Below are 25519 nucleotides of genomic sequence, written 5' to 3' on the forward strand. Positions count from 1 at the left end.
TTTATTTGGACATGACATGAACAGGTGATGGCCACCCGCAGCGGCGATTTCCAGGGCGCGGCGCGCCTGCAACTGGCCACGCACGTCGGCCAGATCCGGCCCGATGGTTTCATCCACGACGGCAGCCGGTTCGCCGGGCGGTGCGAGCTCCTGCGCACCACGCAGCCAGCCGCAGACATCGGCCAAGGTGTCGGCCACCAGCACTTCGGCGTCGGACACGAGTGCCGCCTCGGCCGCATTGGCCCGCGGAACGACGACACGTCGACCCCGCGCGCGTGCACGGATCAATGCCGGCAACACGCCGGAGACCCCGCGCAACGCGCCGGAGAGCGCGAGTTCGCCCAGGAATTCGCAATCGTCGAGTTTCTCGCGGGGCACCTGGCCGCCGGCGGCGAGGATGCCCAGTGCAATGGCCAGGTCGAAGCGGCCGCCATCCTTGGGCAGCTCGGCCGGGGCAAGATTCACCGTGACCCTGCGATTGGGGTATTCGAACGCCGTGTTCTGGATCGCCACGCGGACGCGGTCGCGCGCTTCGCGCACCGCAGCCTCAGGGAGTCCCACGATATTGGTGCCCGGCAGGCCGCCGGACAGGTGGACTTCCACCATGACCTGAGGCGCCGCCACGCCCTCCTGGGCCCGGCTGAGAGTGACGGCAAGACTCATGACGCTCGCCGATCACGGGCGCGGGAGTGGCTGCCAGGCTGAAACACGGAGCAACTCCCTCACACGGCTTGCAGAGAAAATAGCCGCCCCCGATCGTTCTCGGGGTGAGGGTGACGGATCGGGGGCGGCTCCCGGGACATGGGCCCGTGCCGCCCTGCGTCTGTCAGGTGGCAGCACCAGCCTCGAGATCTGCGAGTCGCTTCTCCAGAGCGTCAACCTTGGCTCGCGTACGCGCCAACAGCTGGCTCTGGACCTCGAACTCCTCGCGGGTGACTAGATCAAGGCGGCGCAATCCCTGCGCCAGGACATCGCCGAAGTTGGTGCGCAAATCCTGTTGCGCTTGAGCCAGTCCTGGCGGAACCAACGAAACAAGACGCTGGGCAAGTTGATCGATATCCTGCCTATCCATCATGGATAGCACCTCGAGCTCGTCGGATGAAAGTGTAGGTTCATATGTTGAAATGCCACTATCGGCATGCTCCGCTTCTATGAGTAGGAATTTTCCTACAGAACATGCCGGGGCGACAGTTGGCCACCCCGGCAGGCAAAATGTCGCTTCCCGGCCCGCCGACTGAGGCTGGCGCCCCCACGAAAGAGAGGAAGACCCATGAAGCTGGTGGTTGCGATCATCAAGCCGTTCAAGCTGGACGATGTGCGCGAAGCCCTGGCCGAAGTAGGGGTGCAGGGCATCACAGTGACCGAAGTGAAGGGCTTTGGCCGACAGAAGGGCCATACCGAGCTCTATCGTGGCGCCGAGTACGTGGTCGACTTCCTGCCCAAGATCAAGCTGGAAGTGGCCGTGGCCGACGAGCAGGTGGACCGCGTGGTCGAAGCCATCCAGGTCTCGGCCAAGACCGGCAAGATCGGCGACGGCAAGATCTTCGTCAGCTCGCTGGAACAGGTCATCCGCATCCGCACCGGCGAGATGGACAGCGACGCCCTCTGAGCCGTCAGATGGCCGGCTGGGCCCGCTCGAAGCGGCGGTGATGCACCAGCAGGCCGGCGAAGTAGCACACGTAGTAGCCGAGGGTGAGGCCCAGGATCGCAAAGGTCAGCGGGCTGTTGCCCATGGCTGGCGCGGACGAGACGATGGCGGGGTCCTGCAGCTGCGGCATCGCGACCAGCAGACGCCAGGCCAGGCGACCGACCAGCAGCACGGTGAGCAGGCCGCCGATCCAGGCGTTGGGAATGTAGCGATCGTTGCCCGCCGCATCACGCTCGAAGCGCGTCAGGCGCAGGCCGACGATGCCCAGCGCGGCACCGGCGAGCGCACCACCCAGCAGGCCTTCCAGCAGGCGCGGGTTGTGCAGCCCACCCAAAGCCGTCAGGCCACCGATCACGCTGAGGATGACCATGCGGGCCATCATGCGCCTGCGCTGGATCGGCTGTCGCCCAAAGCTGCGTCGCACACGGCGCCACACCATGAACGCCATCAGCGGAAGCATCAACGCGTAGATCATGTTCGGGGTCATCGCTACTGCCTCGTCATGGAATGGAATGCAGCTTAGCGATCAGGTGCGGCCCGCACGATTGACGGGCCGCCACCATCGCGGGTGACAGGCGTCACCCGCGCCGGCCAGGGCTTTACTTGGCCTTGCCCTGGTTGGCCACGGCGGCCATCTTCGCGGCGATCGCGTCGGCGTCGCCCAGGTAGTAATGGCGGATCGGCTTGAGGTTCTCGTCGAACTCGTACACCAGCGGCACGCCGTTGGGGATGTTGAGCTCGGTGATCTCCTCGTCGGAGATGTTGTCCAGGTACTTCACCAGTGCTCGCAACGAATTGCCGTGCGCAGCCACCACCACGCGCTGACCGGAACGGATGGCCGGGGCCAGCACGTCGTGCCAGTACGGCAGCACGCGATCCACCGTGTCCTTCAGGCACTCGGTGTCCGGGATCATCGACGCATCGAGGTTGGCGTAGCGCGGGTCGCTCACCGATTCATTGGCGGCACGGTCGAGCGGCGGCGGCGGGATGTCGTAGCTGCGACGCCACACCTTCACCTGGTCCTCACCGTACTTGGCCGCCGTCTCGGCCTTGTTGAGGCCGGTGAGACCGCCGTAATGACGTTCGTTGAGGCGCCAGTCGGTGATCACCGGCAGCCACATCTGGTCCACGCCATCGAGCACGCCCCAAAGGGTGCGCACGGCGCGCTTGAGCACCGAGGTGTGCGCCACGTCGAACGCATAGCCCTCGGCCTTGAGCAGGCGACCGGCTTCGGCGGCTTCGGCCTTGCCCTGTTCGGTGAGGTCCACGTCGGCCCAGCCGCTGAAGCGGTTGTCGAGGTTCCACTGGGACTGGCCGTGACGGATGAGTACGAGCTTGAACATGGCGGGCATTCGCGACTGGAAACGCCTGATGGTGAGGCTCCGCCCCGGCCCCGTCAAATCATCGGGACCCCCTGTCGAAGGTCACGCTAAACCCCGGGCCGGGGAGGCGCATCCTAGTCACCGTCACTATCCACTACACGGAGTTCACCATGCGCCGCCATTTGCTCGCCCTTGCCCTCGCGCTGACCCTGCCGGTCATGGCCCAGGCCGCCGACAACGATATCGACAAGGTCAACGGTACCGTCCATGTGGATGCCGGCCAGCACGTCGGCAATGTCAGCACCGTCAACGGCGCCGTGCGCGTCGGCGATAACGCAGTGGTGCAGAAGGCCAGCACCGTCAACGGCGCGGTGGAGCTGGGCGATCACGTGCAGGCCGCGGCCGTCGACACCGTCAACGGCGGCGTCACCATCGGCTCCAGCGCCCGCGTGGCCGGCACGGTCAGCACCACCAACGGCGGTGTTCACCTGGGCAAGGGCACCGACGTGGCCGGCAAGGTCAGCACCACCAACGGCAGCATCAACCTGGACGCAGCCCATGTGGGTGGCGGCGTGAAGACCACCAGCGGCGACATCATCGTGGGCGCCAACTCCCACGTGGAAGGCGGCATCCTGATGGACAAGCCCGGCGGCTGGTTCAGCATCAGCGGCAACAGCAACCGCATTCCTCACGTGGTGATCGGTCCGCACGCCGTGGTGCAGGGCACGCTGGAGTTCCGTCGCGACGTGGTGCTGCAGGTAAGCGACAGTGCGCAGATCGGTGCGGTGAAGGGCGCCACGCCGGTGAAGTTCAGCGGCGACCAGCCGGCGGGCTGATAGGGCAGGAGTGAGTATCGAGAAGTGAGAAACGAGAGAAGGCGCGCACGGCTTCTCTCTCACTTCTCACTCCTCTTCACTCACTTCTCGCTCTCACACCCAGTCGCGCGGCTTGAGGTAATCCGTCAGTTGCGCTTCGGGCGATTCCGCTTCCGGCTGGAAGTTGTATTCGAAGCGCACGCGCGGCGGCAGGCTCATCAGGATCGATTCCGTGCGTCCGCCCGACTGCAAGCCAAACAGCGTGCCGCGGTCGTACACGAGATTGAATTCCACGTAGCGGCCGCGGCGATAGAGCTGGAACTCGCGCTCGCGCTCGCCGTAGGCCTCGTTCCTGCGACGCTCCACGATGGGCAGGTAGGCATCGAGGAAACCCTGTCCCACGTCGCGCGTGAAAGCGAAGCAGCGCTCGAAGCCGCCCTCGTTGAGGTCGTCGTAGAACAGGCCGCCGACGCCACGCGTTTCGCTGCGGTGCTTGAGGTAGAAGTAGTCGTCGCACCATTTCTTGTAGCGTGCATACACATCGTCGCCATAAGGCGCGCACAGATCGCGAGCCACGGTGTGCCAATGCAATACGTCCTCGTCGCGCGGATAGAACGGCGTGAGGTCGAAACCGCCACCGAACCACCACACCGGGTCCACGCCTTCCTTGCTCGCTTCGAAATAACGCACGTTGGCGTGCGTGGTGGGCACGTGCGGGTTGCGCGGATGCAGCACCAGCGACACGCCGGTGGCCACGAAACCGCCGCCGGCAAGATCGGGGCGATGCGCCGTGGCGCTGGGCGGCAGCTGCGTGCCGTGCACGCGCGAGAAGTTCACGCCGGCCTGCTCGAAAATGGCGCCATCGCGCAGCACGCGCGTGCGGCCGCCGCCACCGGCGGGACGCGTCCAGGCGTCTTCCTCGAAACGGGCCTTGCCGTCGATCTGTTCGATCGCCGCGCAGATGCGGTCCTGCAACTCGCGCAGGAACAGTTCGGCTTGGTCGGCTTGCTGGCTCATGGGGCGGTCCGTCGTGATTCGAATGTCGCAAGCTTAGCAAGCGTGCCGCATCGAACCGCTGCGGCGGCACGTCGCGTTCGGTGCATCAGCTGACGCGCGCGGTGATGCGTCGCTGGCCGATGAGTGCGGCCCAGCGCAGGCCGATGTCGATCCACATCAGGTAACCCGATTCGGCCAGCAGGCGCACGACGTAGCGACGATCGAGCTTCAGTGTCGGCTCGGCCGCCACAGGCACGCTGCGAAAACCGAGCCGGCGCGCCAGCAGCTGGCAGCGCGCCAGGTGGTAGCGGCTGGTGACCAGCGCCACCGGCGGCAACGCGGTGGTGACAGGGCCATCTTCCTGCAGCAGGCTGCGCGCATGGCGCAGGTTTTCCAGCGAATCGACCGAGGCCTGCTCCATCTGCACGAGGATGCCCGGCGGCCATTCGTGCCCGGCCAGCCATGCCCGTCCCGCCTCGGCTTCACTGATCAGGCTGCCTTCGCTGCGCCCGCCCAGCAGCAGCACCCGCTCCGTCGCCTGCGAGCGCATCAGCGCCAGCGTGCGGGATAGGCGCTGCAGGTAGTCCTTCTCCGGGGCATCCCGGACCAGCCGGCGCCCGAAAACCAGCACGGTCATGGGCTCCGGCGGCGCTACCGGGCTGCGCGCCGCCGTGCGCCATACATGAACGAGGTAGCCAATCCAGACCAATCCGAGACTCAGCACGAACACCACGCCGGCGGCCACGGCGGCATGCAGCACGTCACGATCGCTGAGATAGCGCCAGGGGCCGCGTTTGAACGGTGTGGTGATCGACGGCACGGAACGGGCAGGGTAGGGACGCAGAGGCCAATGATGGAGTGTGCGCAGCCCCTCCGCCGGGATGCAATCGGAGCCCTGGCTGCCCGGGCAAGATGAACAAGGTGGCCCGCGCCTGCGTTCCAGACTAGGAAATAGCACAGGTGGTCGCTAGGCTCGCGCCATGTCAGTACCGATCCACCCCCTTGCCGTGAGTGCCTTCACGGTCACCTCGGCGCTCGGCCAAGGTCTCGAAAGCCACCTCGCCGCCCTGTCCACCGGGCGCGGAGGCCTGCGCGAAAACGACTTCAGCAGCGCCCCGCTGGCCTGCTGGATAGGCCGTGTCGATGGCGTCGAAGACGCTCCCCTGCCTGCCGCCCACGCCATGTGGGAGTGCCGCAACAACCGCCTGGCCTGGCTGGGCCTGCGCCAGGACCAGTTCCTCGACTGCGCCCTGGACGCCCGCCAGCGCTATGGCGCGGCCCGTGTGGCGCTGGTGCTGGGCACCTCCACGGCGAGCATCGGCGCCACCGAGGAGGGCTACCGCCACCTCGATGAGCACGGCCAGATGCCGCCGGAGCTGCGCCGCCCACCGATCCACGCTCCGCACTCGCTGGCCGGTTTCGTGGCCGAGGCGTTGGGGCTGGAAGGCCCCTGCCTGACGGTATCCACCGCCTGCTCGTCCAGCGCCAAAGTGTTCGCCAGCGCCGAACGGCTGATCCGCCTGGGCCTGGCCGATGCCGCCGTCGTTGGTGGTGTCGACACCCTGTGCGACAGCGTGCTGTTTGGCTTCAACGCGCTGGAACTGGTGTCGCCCGAGCCCTGCCAACCCTTCGACCAGGCGCGCCACGGCATTTCCATCGGCGAAGCGGCCGGTTTCGCGCTGCTGGAACGCATCGCCGCCGCCCCGGAGGCCCTGCGCCTGCTCGGCTACGGCGAATCCAGCGATGCACACCACATGTCCACGCCGCACCCGGAAGGGCTCGGCGCCGAACTCGCCCTGCGCGACGCCCTGGCCCGTGCCGGCCTTCGCGCTGACCAGGTCGACTACATCAACCTGCATGGCACGGCGAGCCTGAAGAACGACGAAGTGGAAGCCGCGCTGGTGGCCCGCGTGTTCCCCGCCAGCACGCGTGCCAGCTCCACCAAGGGCTTTACCGGTCACACGCTGGGGGCGGCTGGCATTCTCGAATCCGCCTTTGCGCTGCTGGCGATTCGCCACGGCCTGGTGCCCGGCAATCTTGGCTGCACGCATCCGGACCAAGCCTGCGGTCCGCAGCTGGCGCTGGTCAGCGAACCGCGCGAGGTCAACGTGGCCCTGAGCAATTCGTTTGGATTTGGTGGCAACAACGCCTGCCTTGCCTTCGGGAGGGCGCCCGCATGAGCACGCTGCAAGTCCATGTGGAAGGCATTGGCCTATGGGCACCCACGCTCGGCGATTTCGCCGCACTGAAGGCGCAGCTTCGTGGCGAGACCGTGGACGCGCCACCCACCCGTCCGGCCGCCATCGTACTGCCGGCCAACGAACGTCGACGCGCACCGGAAAGCGTGCTGCTCGCCCTGGAAGTGGCCGACCAGGCCGTGGCCATGAGCGGCCGCGCTGCCAGTGACCTGCCGTGCGTCTTCAGCTCCGCGTATGGCGACCAGTCCATCTCCGACTACATGTGCGCCACGCTGGCGAACGTGCCGACCGAACTGTCGCCGACCAAGTTCCACAATTCCGTGCATAACGCACCGGCGGGCTACTGGACCATCGCCACCGGGTGCCATGCGGCTTCCAGCGCAATCACGGCCGGCCACGCCAGCCTGGGCGCAGGCCTGCTGGAGGCGGCCGCTCTGTGCATGACCGAGCAAGTACCCGTGCTGCTGGTGTGCAGCGACATTGCTGGCCACGGCCCGCTCGGCGACATGAGCGGCACACGCACTGCGTTCGGCATCGCCCTGGTGCTGGCTCCCGCCATCACGTCGCGCACGCTGGCCCACCTCGACCTGGCGTTGCTGCCTCACGCCGGCCACGCCTTGCATCCATCGCCTTCCACGGGCGCGTGGTACGAAGGCAATCCGGTTGCAGCATCCGCCTGGCCGCTGGTGCAAAATCTCGCCACAGGCCAGGGGGAATGTACCCTGGCCGCCGCCGAAACCCTGGCCATGAGTGTTGTGCTGGAGACCGCTGCTTGAATACCTCTGATATCCGCTGGTGCGTACTGATCCCCTGCCTCAACGAAGAGGCGGCGATTGGAAGCGTGGTCCAGTCCGTGCTGGCGCTCGGCGTGCCCGTCATCGTGGTGGATGACGGCTCGGACGATCGTACGCCGGATATCGTGGGCGCCTTGCCCGTCACCCTGCTGCGCCATCCGCAGCGCCGCGGCAAGGGCGAAGGTCTGCGCACCGGCTTTCGCGAAGCTGTACGCCAGGGCTATGACGCCGTGCTGACCATGGATGGCGACGGCCAGCACCTGGCCAGCGACATCCCGCGTATCGCCGCCGCCGCGCAGCGCTATCCGAACCACATCGTCATCGGCGCGCGCCTGCTCGAACGCGAACAGCAGCCCAAGGCGCGTCGCCGCGCCAACGCGATTGCGGACTGGGGTATCTCCTGGGCGTGCGCCCAACCCGTGGCCGACACGCAGAGCGGCCAGCGCTGGTATCCGCGCGCTGCCCTCGATCTGGTGGACCTGCCGGCGGAGAACTTCGTGTTCGAAGCGGCCATCCTCATCGCCGCTTCGCGCGAAAAAGGCATGGGCGTGGTGTCGGTACCGATCGCCTCGCGTTACCAGGGCGAATTCCGCATCAGCCACTTCAGCCCGATCCGCGACGTCACCCGCATCACTACCTATACGGTGGGTGAAGTGTTCCGCCATGGCGACATCATGGCGAGCTATCGCCGCTCCCGCGCCTCGTTGCCCATCGTGTTCGACACCGCCGTCACTTGAGAGCGAGAAGTGAGTGAAGAGGAGTGAGTAGTGAGAGTGGCGAGCTCGTGCCTCTCTCCAACTTCTCACTCCTCTCCACTCACTCCTGCTTTCAAGCCATGCCGCCGTTGACGCCGATCACCTGGCCGTTGATGTAGCCGGCAGCGTCCGAACACAGGAAAGCCACCAGCGCGGCCACTTCCTCGGGCTTGCCGGCGCGCTGCGCGGGCACCATGTCGCGGATGCGTTCGGGCGGGAAATCCTCGCCGATCATGCGTCCTTCGATCACGCCCGGCGCCACCACGTTGGCAGTGATGCCGCGCGAAGCCATTTCCCGCGCCAGCGATCGCGTGGCGCCATGCAGGGCGGATTTTGCCGCGGCGTAGTTGGCCTGCCCGCGATTGCCGAGCTGCGCCGCCACGGAACTGACCGACACGATGCGCCCGAAACGCGCGCGCGCCATCGGCAGCAGCAGGGGCTGTGTCACGTGGAAAAAGCCGTGCAGCGAAACATCGATCACCCGACGCCATGCGTCTTCGGACATGCCTGCCATGGGGCTGTCCTCGTGCACGCCCGCGTTGTTGATCACCGCATGCACGGGGCCGTCGGCGAGCAGGCCTTCCAGCGCGTGTCGCGCGGCCGTTCCGTCGGTCACGTCGAATGCCACCGACTGTGCGCTGCCACCGGCATCACGGATGGCCGAAGCCACGTCGTCCGCGCGAGCCAGCCCGGCGTTGGCATGCACGATCACGTGATAACCGCCTGCCGCCAGCGCGCGTGCAATGGCACCGCCGAGATCGCCGCTGCCACCGGTCACCAGCGCACGTCGGGATGTATGAGCCTGTGTCATGACGGTCTCGCTATCAGGGGGTCGGGTGGATGACGGCGGCACGCCCACTCACCAGTACGCGGCCATCCTGCTCCACGCGAAAAGCGTACTGCGCGCCGGAAGTGTCGGCAAAAAGACTTTCCGCATGGACGTCCAGACGTCCATGCGATGGATCCACATATTCGACCGCCAAGGCCACATCACGCAGGCTCACCAGGCGCCCGGGACGAACATCGCTTTCGCCTAGCGCGCGGGCAACCAGCGCGCCATGCACGGCCATCGCCTGGGCGCCGTATTCGGCCAGATGCACCGCGTGCAGGCCTTCCGGACCGCGCAGGGGGTGGTCTGCCAGCGCATGGCTTTCGGTCGCGGCGTGGATGCTGGCATCGTCCCATGCCACCACCACATCGAGCAGGCTCATCGCGCCCTGGTGTGGAATAAGGTGAGCCCAGTCAGTCTTGGCGAGCATGCGGAGCCATCAGGATCGAAAGACAGAAATGAAAGGCGACGCCGAGGCTTACCGTAAGGCCAATGGCACGGAGCACGGGAATGCTGCTCCACGCCAGTGAACCGAACACCAGCAGCGCCGACAGCACGCAGACCAGCGTGGCATGCAGGGTGCGCCGCTGTTCGGCCGCATCGCCGGTGTCGCGCTCGAAGAACAAGGCGTAATGAAGGCCCAGGCCGGCTGCCAGGATCAACGCCACCAGATGGAACAGTGACACTTCCACGCCGCAGGCGCGCTCCACCGCCAGCACCAGGAAGGTGGCCAGCGTCATGGGCGCCAGCACGTGCCACGCACGGCGCACGCTGCGCAGCGCGATGACGATGGCCAGCACCAGCAGCACCGTAGCGCCCAGCAGGGCGTGCAGGATGCGGGTGCGGTAGTCGACTACCAGCGATTCGGCAGCCGCCTTCAGATCCAGCAACCGCACCGAACCGCCGCTGTCGCGCGCCAGCGCCTGCAATGCGGAGATATCGTGCACGCCACTGAGCGTGCCCAGCCCCAGCCCATGACCGTCGCGTGTCATCAGCATGCCGGACAGGCGCTGGCCCAGCGGCGATGCAGCGAAACGTTCCGGCGTCAGCAACGGCAAGCGGCGCGCCTTCTCCACATCATCCAGAAACGGCGTGAACAGCCCGGGCTGGAAAGGCATGCCCTGTTCGGCCTCGCCGAGTGCCGTTTCCAGTGCCTCGCGCGTCGGCAACACCTGTTGTCGCGCACGCTGCACGGCTTCACTGGGGAGATAGCGGGATGGCAGTTCGACCGCGTCCACGGCATGACGCGCGACAAGCGCATCCACCGCGGGCTCCAGTCGTTCGGACAGTGCCAGCACGGCCTGCTCATCGGCCGCCTGCAATACCAGCAGGTAGCGGACGTCCGGCGCGCCCAGCGCTTCGCGCAGGCGGGCATCGCGCAACAGCAGGTCGCGCGGCAGTGGGGTGAGTGCCGACAGGTCGTTCTGCCAGAACGGACCCTGTGCGGTCACCAGCATCAGCACGGTGGCCGCGGCGACCAGCAAGGGCACCCAACGCGGGCGCGGCAAGCGATCCACCATGCGGCGTGCGCTGATCAGCCAACCCATACCGGCGACATCATGCACTCTGGCCGGCAACAGGTGTGGCAGTAGATAGCGCGTGCTGAAGCCCGCCACCAGCAAGCCGGTCACAGTGAACACGGCCAGCTGCTTGAGGCCATTCACGCCCGAGGCGAAGAAAGCGAGATAAGCGATGCACGCCGACGCTATGGCCGTGAGCAACAGCGGCCACAGGTCGCGGACGCTCTGCAAGGCGCTCTCGTCTGCCCGGCGATGACTGAGTACGCGGATCGGGTACTCCTGCGCGACGCCCAGCAGGGTGAAGCCGAACGCCAGCGTGATGCCATGCACCTGCGGAAAGAGCACGATCAGCGCGGCGATGCCGGCAAGTGCCGCACTGGCGATGGGCAACGCCGAGAACAACAACGAGCCGATGCTGCGGTACGCCAGCAGCAACAGCACGATGAAACCTATCGTCGAGATGCGCCCGATCCACTCCGCCTGCCCGCGTGTCTGCTCATTGGCCACCACGCTGAAATAGCCGGGCCCGCTCACCGCCACGGACGCACCGGCATGGTCCGGCAACGCCTCGAACGCGCGCTGGATGCCGTCGATGGCGGATGCCTGTGCGTCCGGATCAAACCCCGGCGCCTTCGTCAGCACCAGCAGCAGGGCTTCGTGCTGCGGCGAGAACCACACGCCCTGCACCACGTCCGGCGATTTGGGCGGCGACCATCGCTCGGCAAGCTTGAGCACTTCCAGCGTGGGATCACGCGGCAGCACCCCTTTCAGCAGGCTCGCCGCCGGTGACGACAGATCATCCAGCCGCTGCTCAAGCTGATCACGCAGGTACGCGGCATCCAGGCGCTCGTGATCGAGTGTGGGCGACAGCAGGTAACGATACGGCAGCCATGCATCGTCGAGCGCAGCGATGTCGAAGCTGCCGTTGAGCACCTGCGTGTAGCGGGCGTCCTTGCGCAGGGCGCCGGACAGCTGCTGGCTGAGGTCGGCCAGCTGCTCGTCGGATTTACCGGTGATGGCGAGCAACAACAGGCGCGAGCCGGGACCTTCCCCCACCTGCTCCATCAGCAGGCGCTGGTCCGGCGTGGTCGGCGCGGGCATGAAGCTGCGCAGGTCGGTGCTGACCACCAGTTGCCTGACGACGAACAGGCCAAGCGCGGCGAGTACCGCCAGCCAGATCACCAGCAATGTCATGCGCCCGCCGCGACGCACCGTCAGCCGCCCCGGCAGATCGTTGCGAGCGCGTCGCGGGTGGGCGTGGCCGGCATGCGCGTGGCGTAGCTGCCGAGCAGGTCGATGGCCACGTCACCGTCGGCCTCCTGCATGCGCATGCAATGCGGCTCGTTGCCGCTTCCATCGATGTCGATGCGGCTCACCGTCTGGGCAAGTTTGGCGTCACGCGGCGTGAGCGTCAGCGTCCAGTGGTCGGCGCCGTCGGCGCTGTGCTGCACCGTGAAAGCCTGCTCCAGCCGCGAGGCATCACCACCGAGCAAGGCGACGAAACTGTCGAGCAGCAACTGCAGCTGCGGTGCGCGCTTGAGCGAAAAGGTGCGCGGCGAACGACCTTCACGCTGCTGGCTCACTTCGCCGTTGGCAATGGTCGACACCTCGCGGGTGGGATGTTCGACGGTGCGCTCCAGGCGATCGTCGCCCAGCCATGCAAGCTCGCCCGACACCACCAGCGGCTTGTCGAGCATCTTCATGAAGCGCGCTTCGGCGAATGGCGTGCGCGCGGGTGCAGGCCGCCCCAGCGACGACACCAGCGCACGCGCGGTGGCTGCGTCTTCAGGCCCCGACGCGTTCGCGCACAGCGGCAGCATCAGGCTGCACAGCAGTGCCAATGTCTTGCTGCCAGAAGTCATAGAAGTTGAACCAGTTATAGGGCGACACGTGGATATAGTGCTCCACGCGCGCCGCGAAGCGGGCCATGACGGCATCCAGCGCCTGCGCGCGGTCCTGTCGCGGAATGTCGACGCGCTCGGCGAACGACTCGAAGATCAGGCGATAGCGGTTGCCGCCTTCATACAAACCGAAACACAGCATCACCGGCACGCGCAGCGTGTGCGCGAGCAACCACGGGCCCACCGGAAACGGTGCGGGCTCGCCCAGCAATGGCACGCGGCGCAGCACCTCGTGCTCGCGCCCACGGTCGGCCAACAGGGCCACCATGGCGCCTTGTTCGCAGGCTTCGGACATCGCCAGGGTGATAGCGGCACCGCCGCGGGAGGCGTCGATGACATGGGCGCCGACATCGGGCGCCAGCGCCTCGAGCAGCTCGGTGAGGGCCGGCGTCTTCTGCTTGTCCAGCACCACACGCAGCGGAATGTCCGGACGACGCGAGCTGATCGCGCGCAAGGCTTCGAAACTGCCCTGATGCGTGCCTAGCAGCAGCAGGCCACGCCCCTGATCCAGCCGGGCTTCGAGCTCCTCCAGGCCTTCCACCGTCACCTCGAAATCCTTCTCGCCATGGGCGAGCAGGAAGATGCGATCGAGGATCGTGGCGGCGAAGCTATGGATGTGCTTCATCACGTGCCAGGGCATCACCGGCTTGTCCAGCACGCGCTGCAGGAAGTCACGCGACGCCCTGCGCTCAGGACCGCGGCGCAGGTAGAAGTACAGCGTGATCGGCCACAGGATCACGCGCCCCAGCCGGCGACCGCCGTGCAGGGCCACGGTGCGGATCAGCCATATGGCGAAGCGTCCACCGCCTTCGGGCCGGCTCTGCCAGTGCTCGGTCATGCAGCCCCCTCGATGGCGCCGCGCGCGAGCAGTTCGCCATCGCGCCGGATCTCGAAACGCACGCGACCGTTCGCTTCGGCCAGGGCCACGCGCGCATCCTGTCCCGGCAACAACGGCGCCACGAACTTGGCCTCTATCACGCGGGCCAGGCGCTCGCCGCGCCACGCTCGCAGCGCCAGCGCCACCTGTTCCAGCAACACCACGCCAGGTACCAGCGGCGAGCCAGGAAAGTGGCCCGGCAGGCAAGGATGATCGGCAGTCACGCGAAATGCGTGCTGAAAGGACGCCTGGCTCATGGCGCCGCCAGATCTTCGCCACGCACCAGCCTCGGCCAGCGCGCAGCCACACCCATCACCAGCTCATGCAGGCGAGGATGCCGGATATGGCGCAGATGCCAACGACGGAACAGGTGCTCGAGCAGGAATGCACCGGCGATCAGGAAATAACCACCGACATGCGCGTACGACTGGGCAATCGCCGCCGGTACAGTCCAGGGCGTTGCGATATGGAGCATGCCGAGCAGGCCACCGGGTTCGGCACAAAGCAGCAGCACCGCGAGCACCATCGCCTGTGTCGCCGTGAGCAGCGCCCAGAACCAGGTGAGGTGGCGCGCATAGGTCGCCACGCCGGGCACAGCCAGGCGCTCTGGCCCTTCCAGCGCCTCGATGATGCGCGCGATCAACGGCACCTGGCCGGCGCGCAGCGTGCGCCCAAAGAAGCAGGCCAGCAGGATGTTGACGGCGATGGGCACGCCTTCCAGCAACAGCCCCACCATGCCGCGCAGACTCAGCCAGCCCATCACGGCCAGCGCGGCCAGCCATGCCAACCAGGGCAGGGCACGGCGTGTGGCGAGGAGGGGTGCCATCAGCACGGTGAGCAGCAGGGCGCAGGCCGCCAGCGAAAAACCCTGGCGATGCGTGAGCGCGCCGGCCATCGCCAGCACCGGATAGCCGAACATCAACGGCAACCAGCGCCGCGATGTCGATGTCGGTGTTGCTGCCATGGGTGACGACATGAGTGACTCGAACCTGTCAGGCAATGAAGCGGCATGCTGCAAGTGTGCCGCGTACGCCAGCCATCATGCCGGATGCTGGTTAAACGACGCGATGCCGTTCGATATGTTCGGACAAGGTGCGCAGACTGGTGAAAATCTTGCGATTCTCGGGATTATCCGAGCGCAGCTGGAATCCGTATCGCTTCGATACGGCCAGTGCGATTTCCAGCGCGTCGATGGAATCCAGGCCCAGATCGCCGCCGAAAAGCGGGGCATCAGGGTCCATCTGGTCAGCCGTGACGGTGTCCAGATTGAGGCTTTCCACGATCAGCGTGGCCAGTTCGTTTTGTGCGGTGCTCAGCTCGGCCATGCCGTTATGTACCTGAAATTCTCGTGCCTCTCCCCCAGAGGCACAGGCCAGCCAGTGTAACATGGCGGCCCAGTTTCTCCGGTTGGATGCCCATGGTTCAGGGTTGTGAAAACGTCAGGCCCGCACTGCGCCGGGCGCCGAGGGTGTCCTATCGGTGGGTCGATCCCGAGACGGTATTGCAGGAGGCAGGCACGCTGGGCGTGTTCGGCTTCGGCACCGGGGCCGTGCGCAGCGAGGATCCGCGCTGGCTCGGCGTGGACCTGGAAAGCTTCGATGCACCCACGCCGCTGGAGATCTGGCAGGTCGACGGCTCCGTAACCCACGGCCGGGCGGGCGACGTGCAGTGGTCCCGTGGCGATGGCTGGCTGTTTGCCGCCATCACCCTGGATGAAGCCACCCATGGCGGCCCACGCGACACGGCCGTGACCGCCTATGCCCAGCTGTGCGATTTCGTCGCCTCGCGTCGCGAGTGCCACGTGCAGCGCATCTGGAACTACTTGGGCGACATCAACCAGGGCGACGGCGACGTGGAGCGCTACAAGCAGTTCTGCGAAGGCCGCGCTGATGGCATGGGCCGCTTCTTTGCCGATGGCTTCCCGGCGGCCACGGCCATTGGCCATCACGCCCCGGCCATGCGCCTGCAGGTTTACCTGCTCGCCTGCGACGAACCCGGCGAGCGCGTGGAAAACCCCCGCCAGGTCAGCGCCTGGCAGTACCCCAGGCAGTACGGGCGGATCGCACCCACCTTTGCCCGTGCCATGACGCTGCCCGGGCAGGATGTGCTGGCCATCTCAGGCACGGCCGCCGTGGTGGGCCATGCCTCGGCGCACCAGGACGACCTGCTGGCACAGCTGGACGAAACCCTGGTGAATCTGGAGTCGCTGCTGGTCAGCGCGGGCATGCCGGCCGGCTTCGACACGCAATCGCCGCTCAAGGTGTACGTGCGTCATCCCACCGATGCACCGCTGGTCCACGATTTCCTCCAGCGTCGCCTGCCCGGCGTACCCGTGCTGGCATTGCACGGCGATATCTGCCGCAGCGAACTGCTGGTGGAGATCGATGGCTGGCGCTACGCCTGAGCGTGGCTTCAGCCCGGCCAGCCATTGGGTGAACGACAGGCCGGGAAGGCCTGCCGGAAGCTAGCCACCATGAAGTCGGCAGTCGAGGATTTGGACGCCGGCAACGCCGCATAGACCTCCGCCAAGGCCAGCGCACCGCGCTGTGCGCTGCCGGTGGCTGCAATGGCCACGCTGCTCTGCACGGCGGCACGCACGGTGAATCCGCCGGAGCGGTAGCGGAACAGCAACGTGCAGTCATCTGGGCGGGACTGCCAGCTGATGACGGGATTGGTCTGGCCCAGGTCGAATGCCGGCGACCCCAGCTCGGCCAGCTGTTCACCCGCGTTGGGCAGCAGGCCATTGGCATCGGCCAGGATGCAGCCCACGCATACGGGCAGCACGTCGTAGCTCACCCAGCCGCCGGAGGCACCATCGGGCGCGGTGAACACGTACTGCGTGCCGCCATCAGCACCGATAGCCGCGCGCTGCACCTGCCATCCGGCAGGCACCGCCATCCAGCCTGCCTCGGCACCGTAGAACCATTGAACGGGCTCTTTCATCGAGGCGGGTGATGCTGCAGGAAGCGCGGGCAGCTTCGCCGCATCGGGCCGGGTCCAGTCATGGCCACCGGCATGCAGGTCGAGCAGGGTCACCGTCTGTCCGGCGAACGGAACGCTACGCAGCACGTAATCGGCGCCGGCGGCGGACCGCGATTCGGGAGCGCCGGGCAGTTCACGCACTTCCGTCGCCAGTGAGGCCTGCGCGCAGAAGATCCACGCCCATACGATCATGGTCGCCGCGAGAACGCCGCGAATCAGAGCGCGCATAGATCCCCCTGTCGTCCTTGCGGAGCAGAGAGCTTATACGCGGCGCGCGGCGTGGGGGAGTCCGACGAACAGCCTAGGAAGGTTCGTCGACGATCATGGCGGCGCAGTACGGCGCCGCCATGCCTGCCGCAGGATGGAGCGCCGATGCTTCCCGGCGCCCGCATCCCGAGCAGCACTTCATCAGAAGTGCTTGGTAAAGCCCACCGAGAAGGCGTTGTCGTGCATGCCGGTGCCGAATGCGCCCTGGTAGCCCAGCGACACATCCCACGACAGACCCTGCTTGGCGGTGATGCTTGCGCCCACCGTGGTCAGGCCATGACCCAGCACATTCGCCGCCAGCGGGAACACCGTGCCGTCCGCTGCAGCAACGACGATGGTCGATGCCGTGTTGCGGGTGCTGTACTGGTAGCCCAGATCCAGCGAGGGCAGATAATCGATACCGCCTGCCTGGAACGCGCGCACGAAGGACACGCCCGCATACACGTTCAGGTGGTTCTCGCTGCTGTCCTTGCTCGACACGCCGTATTCCGAGGCAACGTTGCTGCTGCTCACCACGTTCTCGTTGAAGCCGTCCATGCGCTGGTTCTGATACATCACGCCCAGCTTCGGCGTGATCGTGGCGCCGGCAGTCTTCAACGGCCACGCCACCTGCACGGCCGCGTTGTAGGCCTGCGCATCCGGACGCGCGACCGCACCACCCATGCCGGTCTGGCGGGTGAAGTCGTAGTGGCCCGTCCACGCATCGGCCACGCCCGACAGCACCAGCGGACCGGCGTTGGCGAAGCCGTACACGCCTGCATGTGCACCCTGCACGTTGGCCTTGCCGCCCAACTCATCGGTCGCGTTCGTGCGCTGCACGCCTGCTTCGATACCCACGCTGGCGACATCGCCGGCGGCCACGTCATAGCCCGCGTTGATGCCGAAGCCCGTCGAGTCCATGCGGTCGCTGCCCGGCAACGAGGTGTTGCCGCCCGTCACCGTGGCCCAGAGGCCGTGGCCTCCACGGCCGGCCGCCGTCAGCACGTCGGTCATGTTGCCCTGACCGTCACGCACGGCGAGGCGCTGCGCATTGGCAAACAGCGCGCCATCGTGCGGCGCGATCACCACCGGCGTGACCGGCGTCGTCGGGGTCACGGGGTCCGTCGGGCTGGTCGGCGTCACCGGATCGGTCGGGGTAGCCGGGTCCGTTGGCGTGACCGGATCGGTCGGCGTCACAGGATCCGTCGGGTTGGTGGGGTTCGTCGGCGTCGGGTTGGTGGGGTTCGTCGGCGTCTGGTTGCTGGCCAGCGACACCGTCACATCCTTCGCGTTGTAGGCGACCGTCGAGGTCAGGTCGGTCGGCACGCTGCCCGAAGAGGTCGTGCTACCGAAGGTGCCCGCGATGGTGTTGGCTTCCAGCACCTTGAAGCTGGTTGCGATGTACGTGCCCGGTGCGTAGATCAGCGACAGCGTGCCGGCCAGCGCCGCATTTCCGTTCACCATGAGCTCGGAAGCGCCATTGGGCGTCACGTCGATAGCGAGCGTGCCGTTCGCCGACTGGGCATAGTTGCCGTTGATGGTGAGAACGCCCACCGAGCCGCCCGGACGCACGGTCGCGGAGTTGATCAGGTTGCCCGTGATCGTGCCGTGGCCACGCAGCGTACCGGTGCCTTCCACCTGGGCGTCGCCGCTCCACACGGCATCACCGTGATCGATGTCGCCGATCTCCACCGTACCGTTGGAAACACGCGCCAGGCCCGTCGCGGTGTTGGCCGCGTTGAGGATGGTCATGCCGGCTCCGGTCTGCTGGAAGCCACCGTTACCACTGATCACGTTGCCGCTGGTGATGGTGTCGGCCTGGTCGAAGTGAACCGCACCATTGTTGGTGATGCTGCTCGACGCCATGCTGGCCGACGAGGTGATGATCAGCGAACCACCATTGACGATGGTCGCACCGGTGTAAGTGTTGTGGCCGGTCAGCGTCTCGGTACCTGCATTGAGGATCAGGCCACCGGTGCCGGTGATCGAACCGGAGAACGTGTCATGCGCGTTGGTGAGCGTCAGGTTCGACGAACCAAGCACCACGGTACCCGCGCCACCCAGGCTCTGGATGATGGCGTTGCCGATGGGTCGGGCCGCGGCAATGATCAGGCCACCGGAGGACACGTCGAACGTGGCGCCGGCCGCGACAGTCACGCCGCTGGAGGACTGGATCGCGGTGCCCGTCCACAGGAACAGGGTGCCGGCGTTGATGTTGGTGGCGCCCGTGTAGGCGTTCACGTTGCCAAGGGAGAGCGTGCCATCACCGACCTTGGTCAGGGAACCGGCGCCGCTGATGATGCCCGAGAGGCTCAGGCTGTGGCCGTTGGTGTCGAAGGTGCCGCCACCACTGCCCAGCGTCACGCTGCGCCACATGCCACCGTCGGTCGTCCAGCGCAGCGTGCCGCCGCTGATGGTCGTCGTCGAATTGACGTCACCGAGGTTCTGGTTGGCCGACGCTTCCACCACGCCATTGGTGATGTAAAGGCCGGAGAACGTGTTCGTGCCGCCCAGCACCAGGGTGCCGGCGCCCGTCTTGTACAACGTGCCGCCAAAGACGGCACCGTTGAGGGTCAGGCTGGTATTGGCATCCTGCAGGAACGTGGCACCGGATCCACCGACCAGCACGTCTCGCGACAGCGTGATGTTGCCGGTGGTGCGCAATGCGGCGAGGTTCGACAGCATGAAACTGTCGTCACCCAAGCTGGCCGCGGAGGACACAGCCACCACGCCTTGCGAGATCACCAGGCCATGGAAGGTGTTGGCACCATTGAGCGCCAGCGTACCGAGACCGTTCTTCACCAGCTGACCGCCCGAGACGACGCCGTTCAGCGTGGTCTGTGTGCCTGCCTGCGTGTCGAATGTGCCGTTGTTGCTGGTGATGACCACGGCGCGGCCGGTCGTTACATCGGAGGTCGTCGCGAGCGTGCCGCCATCGAGCGTCAGCGTGCCCGCGTCGTCACCGAGGGCGCCGCTTTCGTCGATCGTCAGGATGCCGTTCTGCACGGTCCACGGCGTGACCGCCGTCGTGCTGCCGGTCAATTCCCAGTTCGCGCTCTTGACTGCGAAGTGATCGAAACCCAGGTACTGGGTGCCGATCAACGACGCGTCGAAGGTGCCGTTACCGGTGAGCTGACCCGAACCGTTCAGGCCCTGGCTGAGCGAGAGCGTGTCACCGCCGTCGCTGACGACGTTGCCCTCGATGTTCGATCCGTTCCAGATCTGCAGTTCGTTGCCACCGCCGTGCAGAAGGATGGCCGCTGCCTGCGCACCCAGCCAGAGATCACCGATGCCACCCGAGATCCAACCATCGTTATAGATGGTCGTGTTGCCGCTGGACACGATGGCCGCACCACCGGTGCCGCCCGCAGCCTCTACACCCTGCGCGCTCATGCCGGCCGCGCCACCCAATCCACCGGCGATCGTGCCGTGGTTGGTGATCGTGCCACCACCGATCGCGATACCCGCGCCACCGTCGCCACCCGTACCGCCCAGCGCAGCAGAGAGGGAATTCAGTGCACCGCCGTGGCCATCCCCACCGGTGCCGCCCGTGCCGCCCTCGATGGTGGACGAGTTGATGATGTTGTTATTGCCGACGCTGAGGAGGCCAATGCCGCCGAGACCACCCGTGCCGCCATTACCACCCTGCGTGCCAGCGCCGCCGGCGCCGCCCCTGCTGCCGGCGATGGTGCCGGTGTTGACCACGTTAGCGTTCAGCGCAATGACGCCAGTACCACCGGCGCCACCTTGACCGCCCGCGCCGCCCAAGTCCGACACCTCGTCCGTCGTGTAGCCGCCGCCGGCGCCACCCGCGCCGCCGGCGCCGCCAAAAATGAGCCCGTTGTTGGTGATCGTCACAGTCGAGACGCCGCTGGTCGGCGCCACGCCCGCTAGCACGAAGGCCACGCCACCGTCGCCACCGGTTGCCCCATTCTGCCCGTGAATGGTCGAGTCGCCGCCCGCACCACCGATTCCGCCTGAGCCACCGTCCAGCTGCGCGCCGTCGAGGATGAGCGTGTCGGTCTGGTCGACGTAGACGGCGTAGCCGCCGGTACCACCCTGGCCACCCTGAGCGCCGATGCTCACATTGCTGTTGCCGCCCTGGCCGCCGTTGCCGCCGTTGCCGCCAAAGAACCAGCTCGCGTTGAGTTGGATGCCCGTTTGGGCTGCCTCGTACGTGAAGTACGCGCCATTACCGCCACCACCGCCACCGCCGCCGCCACCGCCCACCGACGCAACGCCAGCACCGACAGTACCGCCTGCGCCACCATCGCCGCCGTTGCCACCCTGACCACCGACGGTACCGGCCGTCACGGCGAAGATGCCTGAACCCAAACCGGGAAGGATCCAAGTGTTACCCGTACCACCACCGCCACCACCGCCCGCGGCCAGGTTGGGATCAATCACGCTGGCACCGGCGCTGCCGGTAGCGCCGTTATCGTTCCCGTAGGAACCATCAGCGCCCGCGCTACCACCCGCGGAACCCGTCGAGCCGGCATCACCATTGGTGCCCGGTTCGTTCCCGTTGGCACCGACGCCACCGGCGCCGCCGACCAGGGCGTCATAGACTGCGCCAGCGCCACCAGCACCACCAGCAGCGGTGGGAACCGGTAGGGCGTAAGCCGAGGGTGCGAGCGCGACGCCAATGCACATGGCGACGGCCACGGCCAGCGGTGCGCGCGCGACAACAGACGAGGAGGTGGCTGCGCCGGACGAAGCGGAACCCGCCCCGCCATGAGCGGCCTTCGCGTGCTCCGAGGCAACCTGCATGTGATTGGTCGAGCGGTTCCAGACAAGACGATAGATACGGTTCAAGCAGCCCCCCTGGGCATAGCGATGGTAGTTAGAGCGTGGCCGTGGTCGCAGCAACTTGCGCGCCATAGGTGAACGGCGCTTGCGCGAACCTGAAAATATCGGCCGAATCGCAAGAAGCTGAAGGGCTCTTCTCCCTGGACGTGTGCTGGGTACATCCAGACGACGGGTGCCCGGCGACGAGGGGTGCGGAGCAAGGAAAAGGTCGGCCCATGGACACGCGACCCACCGGTGCCATGGCCTGTCGCGATGCGCGGGTCATGGCGGATCGCCGGCAGCTTGGTCAGGGAGCGTGCTCATGGCGGAGGGCCCCCTTCAAGGGACGAACACGGACTCACCGCGCCGCGATGCACGCCTAGGGCAACGCCTGGATCGTTTCCCGCGGATAGAAAGTGGCCGCCGTCGGACGGACGTCCATACGACACCGCGCCACTAAGTGCCCTGCAGCGGCAGAATCATCCATTCCTTTCATGGGACGGCCAGGCAACCCACCATCAAGCCAGCGGCAGCCTGACCCGGAAGCGCACACCTGCAAAGGCATGAATCGACATGGCGCGCGGATGTCATGCCCTCGCGCGGATGTCACCGGAATGCCGCTCGATCGTTGAGGATTTGCGGCCGTCGAATCAGGAAGCCGGCGGCTTCGTGTAGGTCGGATCCAGATGCTTGAGAAAGTCGCGTACCTGCGCATCGAGATACGGATTGGCGGCACCCTGGTCACGATCCACCATGGTTTCCTTGTGCCAGTTCATGGTCTTGAGCAGCTTGCCGCTGGCGACGTCGAACACGCGGACGGTTGCCGCGTAGCTCACCACCGGAGCACCGGTGGACGCGCTTTCCAGCGAGTTGCTTACCGAGCCCATCTCCGGAGCGTAGCGCACGGTAACGCGATAGGGCTGGTCGGTCGCTGGCTCTGCCGGGAAGCGCGCTGCTTCATCCGGCGTCAGGTCATGCACGGTGAGTTGCCGCTCATCAGCCCAGTCGCCGAGCTTCCGCTCGATGATCTCGCAGTTCACCGTCTTGCTGACGCAGGCGAGGTAGAAGGAAAAACGCGGGCTGCCGTTGTCGGCAAACAGTTGTACGCCGCATCCGGCATGTACGGGTGCACTCATTCCCTGCAGTGCCAGCACACTCAAGATGCCAAAGACCATTGCCCGACAACGCATGCCTTGCTCCCTGTCCGTTGGGTTGCTGCACGGGCACCCTAGCGGATGCGCCGCGGGAATTCACTTCTTCTTGGTGGGCCGGCGCCAGCCATTGAGGGTGACCTGGCGGGCACGCGCCAGCGTGAGCTCGCCGGCCGGCGCGTCCTTGCCGATCACCGAACCGGCGCCGATGGTGGCGTCCGCACCGATGGTCACCGGCGCCACCAGCGAGCTGTTGGAGCCAATGAAGGCACGGTCGCCGATGGTGGTGAGGTGCTTGTTCGCGCCATCGTAGTTGCAGGTGATGGTGCCTGCGCCGATGTTCACGCCGCTGCCGACCACGCTGTCGCCGAGATAGGTCAGGTGGTTGGCCTTGCTGCCCTCGCCGATCACGGCCTTCTTGGTTTCGACGAAGTTGCCGATATGCACGCCGGCCGCCAGCTCCGTGCCCGGACGGAGGCGTGCAAACGGGCCGATGGTGCAGGGGCCGTGCGTCACCACGCCTTCCAGGTCGCAATGCGCCTGCACGACGGTGCCCGCGGCCAGCACCACGTCTTTCAGGCGCACGAAGGGCCCCACCTGCACGTCGTCGCCCAGCGTCACCGCACCCTCGATGATCACATCGATATCGATCTCCACGTCCATGCCTGCGCTGACCTTGCCGCGCACATCAATGCGCAGCGGATCGGCGATGCGCACGCCTTCCAGCGCCAGCGCCTTCGCGGCGCGCGCGCGGTACTGCGCTTCGAGTTCGGCCAGCTGCCACGGGTTGTTGGCACCGGCCGCTTCGTATTCGTCGGCGCACTCCACGCAGGCAGCTGAGCGGTTTTCATCCGCCGCCATGGCGAAGATGTCGGTGAGGTAGTACTCACCCTGCACATTGTTGCGGCCGAGTTTGGACGTCCATCGCTTCAGCGCATCCGCTTCGGCAGCGACGATTCCGGTGTTGATCAGGTTGATGGCGCGCTGGCTGTCATCCGCGTCCTTTTCCTCCACCACGGCACGCACCAGGCCGTTGCCGTCGCGCATGACGCGGCCGTAGCCGAACGGATGGGCCACCCGCGTGGCGAGCAGGCTGACGGTGCCTTCAGCGCGCACCAGTTTCTGCAGTGTCTCGGGCCGCGTCAGCGGCACGTCGCCATAAAGCACCAGCACGGATGCGTCGTCCGGCACGTCGATCAGCGCCTCGCGCACAGCATGGCCCGTGCCCAGTCGCTGCGACTGCAGCACCCAGCGCAGGTCATCCTGTCCGTCGAAGGCGGCTCGCACCTGGTCGCCGCAATGGCCATATACCACGTGGATCGCCTGCGGCTGCAGCGCGCGCGCAGCGTCCAGCACATGGGCCAGCAACGGACGCCCGGCCAGCGGCATGAGCACCTTGGCCTTCTTCGACTTCATGCGCTTGCCTTCGCCGGCGGCGAGGACGATGACGTGCAACGGGGCGTTCTTGAGCATGGGGCAGGCCTGTTTTAGTTAGCGGCGGAGGATAACAGCCGGAACCGAAACGCCCTGAGACCGGCAGAGGGTGGTGGGGTGGCTATCTCGTGACATGCGCCGACGCCGAGGCATCGGAGACCGGCTTGCCGTCCTTCCAGGCAAAACGAAATACATAGTCCACGCTGAACGGACGCTCTTCCGCACTGACTTCGTGCTCGTTCCCGTCCGCATCCGAGGCCCACTGACTGACATGCAGGGGTGCGAAGACCCATCGCAGGGCCGCCTCGCGGACGGCATCGTCAAACAGGCGCGTGTCGGCATCGGCCTGTGTCTCGTCGGCGATGCGAACCTCGGTGACCTTGCCGGTTTCGTCGACGATCAGGCGCGCTTCGACCTCTCTGGGAGGGAGTCGCCGGTCGAGCAGTGGCGCAGGGTAACCCGGCGCGGGATTCTCGCGCGGGACGGCCCCGATCGCTACCTGCCCCAGGGCCAGCTGGTAGTGCTTGATATCGTCCCTGGCCACCGTGTGATAGCTGGTGTCGCCTTCGGTCGACGGCTTCGCCGGCCCGGCCGGCGTCGTGGCGCAGCCCGCCATGGCAAGGCATAAAGTGCCGGTACACGCCCAACGGGCCATCGGCCAACCACCACGGTACGTCACGTCCATGTCCACGCCCCCTTGTCGCCCGGAGGCAGCATAAACAAAAACGCCGACCCAGGGGCCGGCGTTCTGCAGGGTGTTACCCGGACACGTTCGCTCAGTGCTTGAGCGTCTTGCGCAGGCGCTCCAGCGCCTGCAGCTGGGTGATGGCTTCGGCCAGCTTGGCCTGCGCCTCGGCGATCTCGACCGCATCGGTGCGGTTGGCCAGGGCGTCTTCGGCTTCCTGCTTGGCCCGCAGCGCGGCCGCTTCATCCAGCTCGGATGCGCGTGCGGCGGTATCGGCCAGCACAGTGACGACCTGCGGCTGCACTTCGAGGATGCCACCGGAGACCCAGAACTGCTGACGCTCGCCATTGGCCAGCACCACGTCGACGTGGCCCGCCTTCAGGCGGGTGATCAGCGGGGCATGGCGGGGCGCAATGCCCAGTTCGCCCATCTCGCCGGTGGCGACGACCAGCTGTGCTTCGCCGGAGAAGATCTCGGCTTCGGCGCTGACGATGTCGACACGGAGGGTATGACTCATGACGGTATTCCGGTGCGTTCGGTGAAAAGCAGACGATGCTGTGTGGAGCAGACGAAGCGCG

The 25519-nt window shown here is 66.6% G+C and carries 25 protein-coding genes and 1 pseudogene; 6 read left to right on the forward strand and 20 right to left on the reverse strand.

Translation table 11 applies throughout. The features are described 5' to 3' along the window. Window positions 1-15 precede the first annotated feature (15 nt). Window positions 16-663, reverse strand: a pseudogene (locus H8F01_RS09125) (magnesium chelatase domain-containing protein); the annotation flags it as partial. 163 nt (window positions 664-826) lie between these two features. Further along, a complete protein-coding gene (locus H8F01_RS09130; protein WP_187058715.1) occupies window positions 827-1075 on the reverse strand; it encodes an accessory factor UbiK family protein in 249 nt (82 codons plus the stop codon). Window positions 1076-1270: 195 nt separating this feature from the next. Here H8F01_RS09130 and glnK point away from each other — a divergent pair, with 195 nt between their 5' ends. Beyond that, window positions 1271-1609: a P-II family nitrogen regulator gene (gene glnK, locus H8F01_RS09135; protein ID WP_187058716.1), complete on the forward strand. Its 339-nt coding sequence runs from the start codon at window positions 1271-1273 to the stop codon at window positions 1607-1609. A 4-nt stretch (window positions 1610-1613) separates the two neighbouring features. Here glnK and H8F01_RS09140 read toward each other — a convergent pair whose 3' ends face one another. Together H8F01_RS09140 and gpmA are read right to left on the reverse strand one after the other, a co-directional pair. After that, window positions 1614-2135, reverse strand: a complete 522-nt coding sequence (locus H8F01_RS09140; RefSeq protein ID WP_187058717.1) for a CcdC protein domain-containing protein — start codon at window positions 2133-2135, stop codon at window positions 1614-1616. Window positions 2136-2247: 112 nt separating this feature from the next. Beyond that, window positions 2248-2991 (reverse strand): 2,3-diphosphoglycerate-dependent phosphoglycerate mutase, encoded by a 744-nt coding sequence (gene gpmA / locus H8F01_RS09145; protein WP_187058718.1) that lies wholly within the window; start codon window positions 2989-2991, stop codon window positions 2248-2250. A 149-nt stretch (window positions 2992-3140) separates the two neighbouring features. Here gpmA and H8F01_RS09150 point away from each other — a divergent pair, with 149 nt between their 5' ends. After that, window positions 3141-3806 carry a DUF4097 family beta strand repeat-containing protein gene (locus H8F01_RS09150; RefSeq protein WP_187058719.1) on the forward strand — a complete coding sequence of 222 codons (666 nt, stop codon included), beginning with the start codon at window positions 3141-3143 and terminating at the stop codon, window positions 3804-3806. Window positions 3807-3899: 93 nt separating this feature from the next. Here the strand turns inward: H8F01_RS09150 and hemF are convergent, their stop codons facing one another. Both hemF and H8F01_RS09160 read right to left on the reverse strand, forming a co-directional pair. Next, window positions 3900-4802 carry an oxygen-dependent coproporphyrinogen oxidase gene (gene hemF, locus H8F01_RS09155; RefSeq protein WP_187058720.1) on the reverse strand — a complete coding sequence of 301 codons (903 nt, stop codon included), beginning with the start codon at window positions 4800-4802 and terminating at the stop codon, window positions 3900-3902. Window positions 4803-4887: 85 nt separating this feature from the next. Next, a complete protein-coding gene (locus H8F01_RS09160; protein WP_238481201.1) occupies window positions 4888-5601 on the reverse strand; it encodes a YdcF family protein in 714 nt (237 codons plus the stop codon). A 160-nt stretch (window positions 5602-5761) separates the two neighbouring features. Between H8F01_RS09160 and H8F01_RS09165 the strand changes: the two genes are divergently transcribed. The 3 genes from H8F01_RS09165 to H8F01_RS09175 are packed head-to-tail and all read left to right on the forward strand — an operon-like array spanning window position 5762 to window position 8510. Further along, window positions 5762-6961: a beta-ketoacyl-[acyl-carrier-protein] synthase family protein gene (locus tag H8F01_RS09165; RefSeq protein WP_187058721.1), complete on the forward strand. Its 1200-nt coding sequence runs from the start codon at window positions 5762-5764 to the stop codon at window positions 6959-6961. Next, a complete protein-coding gene (locus H8F01_RS09170; RefSeq protein WP_187058722.1) occupies window positions 6958-7755 on the forward strand; it encodes a beta-ketoacyl synthase chain length factor in 798 nt (265 codons plus the stop codon). Before H8F01_RS09165 ends, H8F01_RS09170 begins: the two co-directional genes overlap by 4 nt. Beyond that, on the forward strand, window positions 7752-8510 hold the full coding sequence (locus H8F01_RS09175) for a glycosyltransferase family 2 protein (protein ID WP_187058723.1): 759 nt from the start codon (window positions 7752-7754) through the stop codon (window positions 8508-8510). Before H8F01_RS09170 ends, H8F01_RS09175 begins: the two co-directional genes overlap by 4 nt. Before the next feature lie 91 nt (window positions 8511-8601). Here H8F01_RS09175 and fabG read toward each other — a convergent pair whose 3' ends face one another. From fabG to H8F01_RS09215, 8 genes are all read right to left on the reverse strand, one after another. Next, the gene (fabG, locus tag H8F01_RS09180) at window positions 8602-9339 is read right to left on the reverse strand and encodes a 3-oxoacyl-ACP reductase FabG (protein WP_187058724.1); all 738 of its coding nucleotides are present in this window, start codon (window positions 9337-9339) and stop codon (window positions 8602-8604) included. 13 nt (window positions 9340-9352) lie between these two features. Then, entirely contained in the window at window positions 9353-9787 is a 435-nt protein-coding gene (locus H8F01_RS09185; RefSeq protein WP_187058725.1) for a hotdog family protein, read from the reverse strand. Beyond that, window positions 9771-12071: an MMPL family transporter gene (locus H8F01_RS09190; RefSeq protein ID WP_187058726.1), complete on the reverse strand. Its 2301-nt coding sequence runs from the start codon at window positions 12069-12071 to the stop codon at window positions 9771-9773. The genes H8F01_RS09185 and H8F01_RS09190 overlap by 17 nt, the downstream gene beginning before the upstream one ends. A 20-nt stretch (window positions 12072-12091) precedes the next feature. After that, window positions 12092-12739 (reverse strand): outer membrane lipoprotein carrier protein LolA, encoded by a 648-nt coding sequence (locus H8F01_RS09195; RefSeq protein WP_238481202.1) that lies wholly within the window; start codon window positions 12737-12739, stop codon window positions 12092-12094. Next, window positions 12663-13616: a lysophospholipid acyltransferase family protein gene (locus tag H8F01_RS09200; protein ID WP_187058727.1), complete on the reverse strand. Its 954-nt coding sequence runs from the start codon at window positions 13614-13616 to the stop codon at window positions 12663-12665. Before H8F01_RS09200 ends, H8F01_RS09195 begins: the two co-directional genes overlap by 77 nt. Further along, a complete protein-coding gene (locus tag H8F01_RS09205) occupies window positions 13613-13912 on the reverse strand; it encodes an ApeI family dehydratase (protein ID WP_187058728.1) in 300 nt (99 codons plus the stop codon). Before H8F01_RS09205 ends, H8F01_RS09200 begins: the two co-directional genes overlap by 4 nt. Next, window positions 13909-14631 carry a COG4648 family protein gene (locus tag H8F01_RS09210; protein ID WP_238481203.1) on the reverse strand — a complete coding sequence of 241 codons (723 nt, stop codon included), beginning with the start codon at window positions 14629-14631 and terminating at the stop codon, window positions 13909-13911. Before H8F01_RS09210 ends, H8F01_RS09205 begins: the two co-directional genes overlap by 4 nt. 79 nt (window positions 14632-14710) lie before the next feature. Continuing rightward, window positions 14711-14980, reverse strand: a complete 270-nt coding sequence (locus H8F01_RS09215; RefSeq protein ID WP_187058729.1) for a phosphopantetheine-binding protein — start codon at window positions 14978-14980, stop codon at window positions 14711-14713. Window positions 14981-15123: 143 nt separating this feature from the next. Here H8F01_RS09215 and H8F01_RS09220 point away from each other — a divergent pair, with 143 nt between their 5' ends. After that, window positions 15124-16059 carry a chorismate transformation FkbO/Hyg5 family protein gene (locus H8F01_RS09220; protein ID WP_484489042.1) on the forward strand — a complete coding sequence of 312 codons (936 nt, stop codon included), beginning with the start codon at window positions 15124-15126 and terminating at the stop codon, window positions 16057-16059. 8 nt (window positions 16060-16067) lie between these two features. On the opposite strand, the gene H8F01_RS09225 is transcribed toward H8F01_RS09220, so the two are convergent. From H8F01_RS09225 to H8F01_RS09250, 6 genes are all read right to left on the reverse strand, one after another. Further along, the gene (locus H8F01_RS09225) at window positions 16068-16865 is read right to left on the reverse strand and encodes a DUF4850 domain-containing protein (protein WP_187058731.1); all 798 of its coding nucleotides are present in this window, start codon (window positions 16863-16865) and stop codon (window positions 16068-16070) included. Window positions 16866-17045: 180 nt separating this feature from the next. Beyond that, window positions 17046-21698 (reverse strand): autotransporter-associated beta strand repeat-containing protein, encoded by a 4653-nt coding sequence (locus H8F01_RS09230; protein WP_187058732.1) that lies wholly within the window; start codon window positions 21696-21698, stop codon window positions 17046-17048. A gap of 623 nt (window positions 21699-22321) precedes the next feature. Next, entirely contained in the window at window positions 22322-22861 is a 540-nt protein-coding gene (locus tag H8F01_RS09235; protein WP_187058733.1) for a hypothetical protein, read from the reverse strand. Window positions 22862-22921: 60 nt separating this feature from the next. Continuing rightward, a complete protein-coding gene (gene glmU / locus H8F01_RS09240) occupies window positions 22922-24295 on the reverse strand; it encodes a bifunctional UDP-N-acetylglucosamine diphosphorylase/glucosamine-1-phosphate N-acetyltransferase GlmU (protein ID WP_187058734.1) in 1374 nt (457 codons plus the stop codon). An 82-nt stretch (window positions 24296-24377) separates the two neighbouring features. Then, window positions 24378-24941: an energy transducer TonB gene (locus tag H8F01_RS09245; RefSeq protein ID WP_238481204.1), complete on the reverse strand. Its 564-nt coding sequence runs from the start codon at window positions 24939-24941 to the stop codon at window positions 24378-24380. Window positions 24942-25032: 91 nt separating this feature from the next. Then, window positions 25033-25458 (reverse strand): F0F1 ATP synthase subunit epsilon, encoded by a 426-nt coding sequence (locus H8F01_RS09250; RefSeq protein WP_187058735.1) that lies wholly within the window; start codon window positions 25456-25458, stop codon window positions 25033-25035. Window positions 25459-25519: the final 61 nt, after the last annotated feature.

This window comes from Dyella telluris (genome assembly GCF_014297575.1).
GTDB lineage: Bacteria > Pseudomonadota > Gammaproteobacteria > Xanthomonadales > Rhodanobacteraceae > Dyella > Dyella telluris.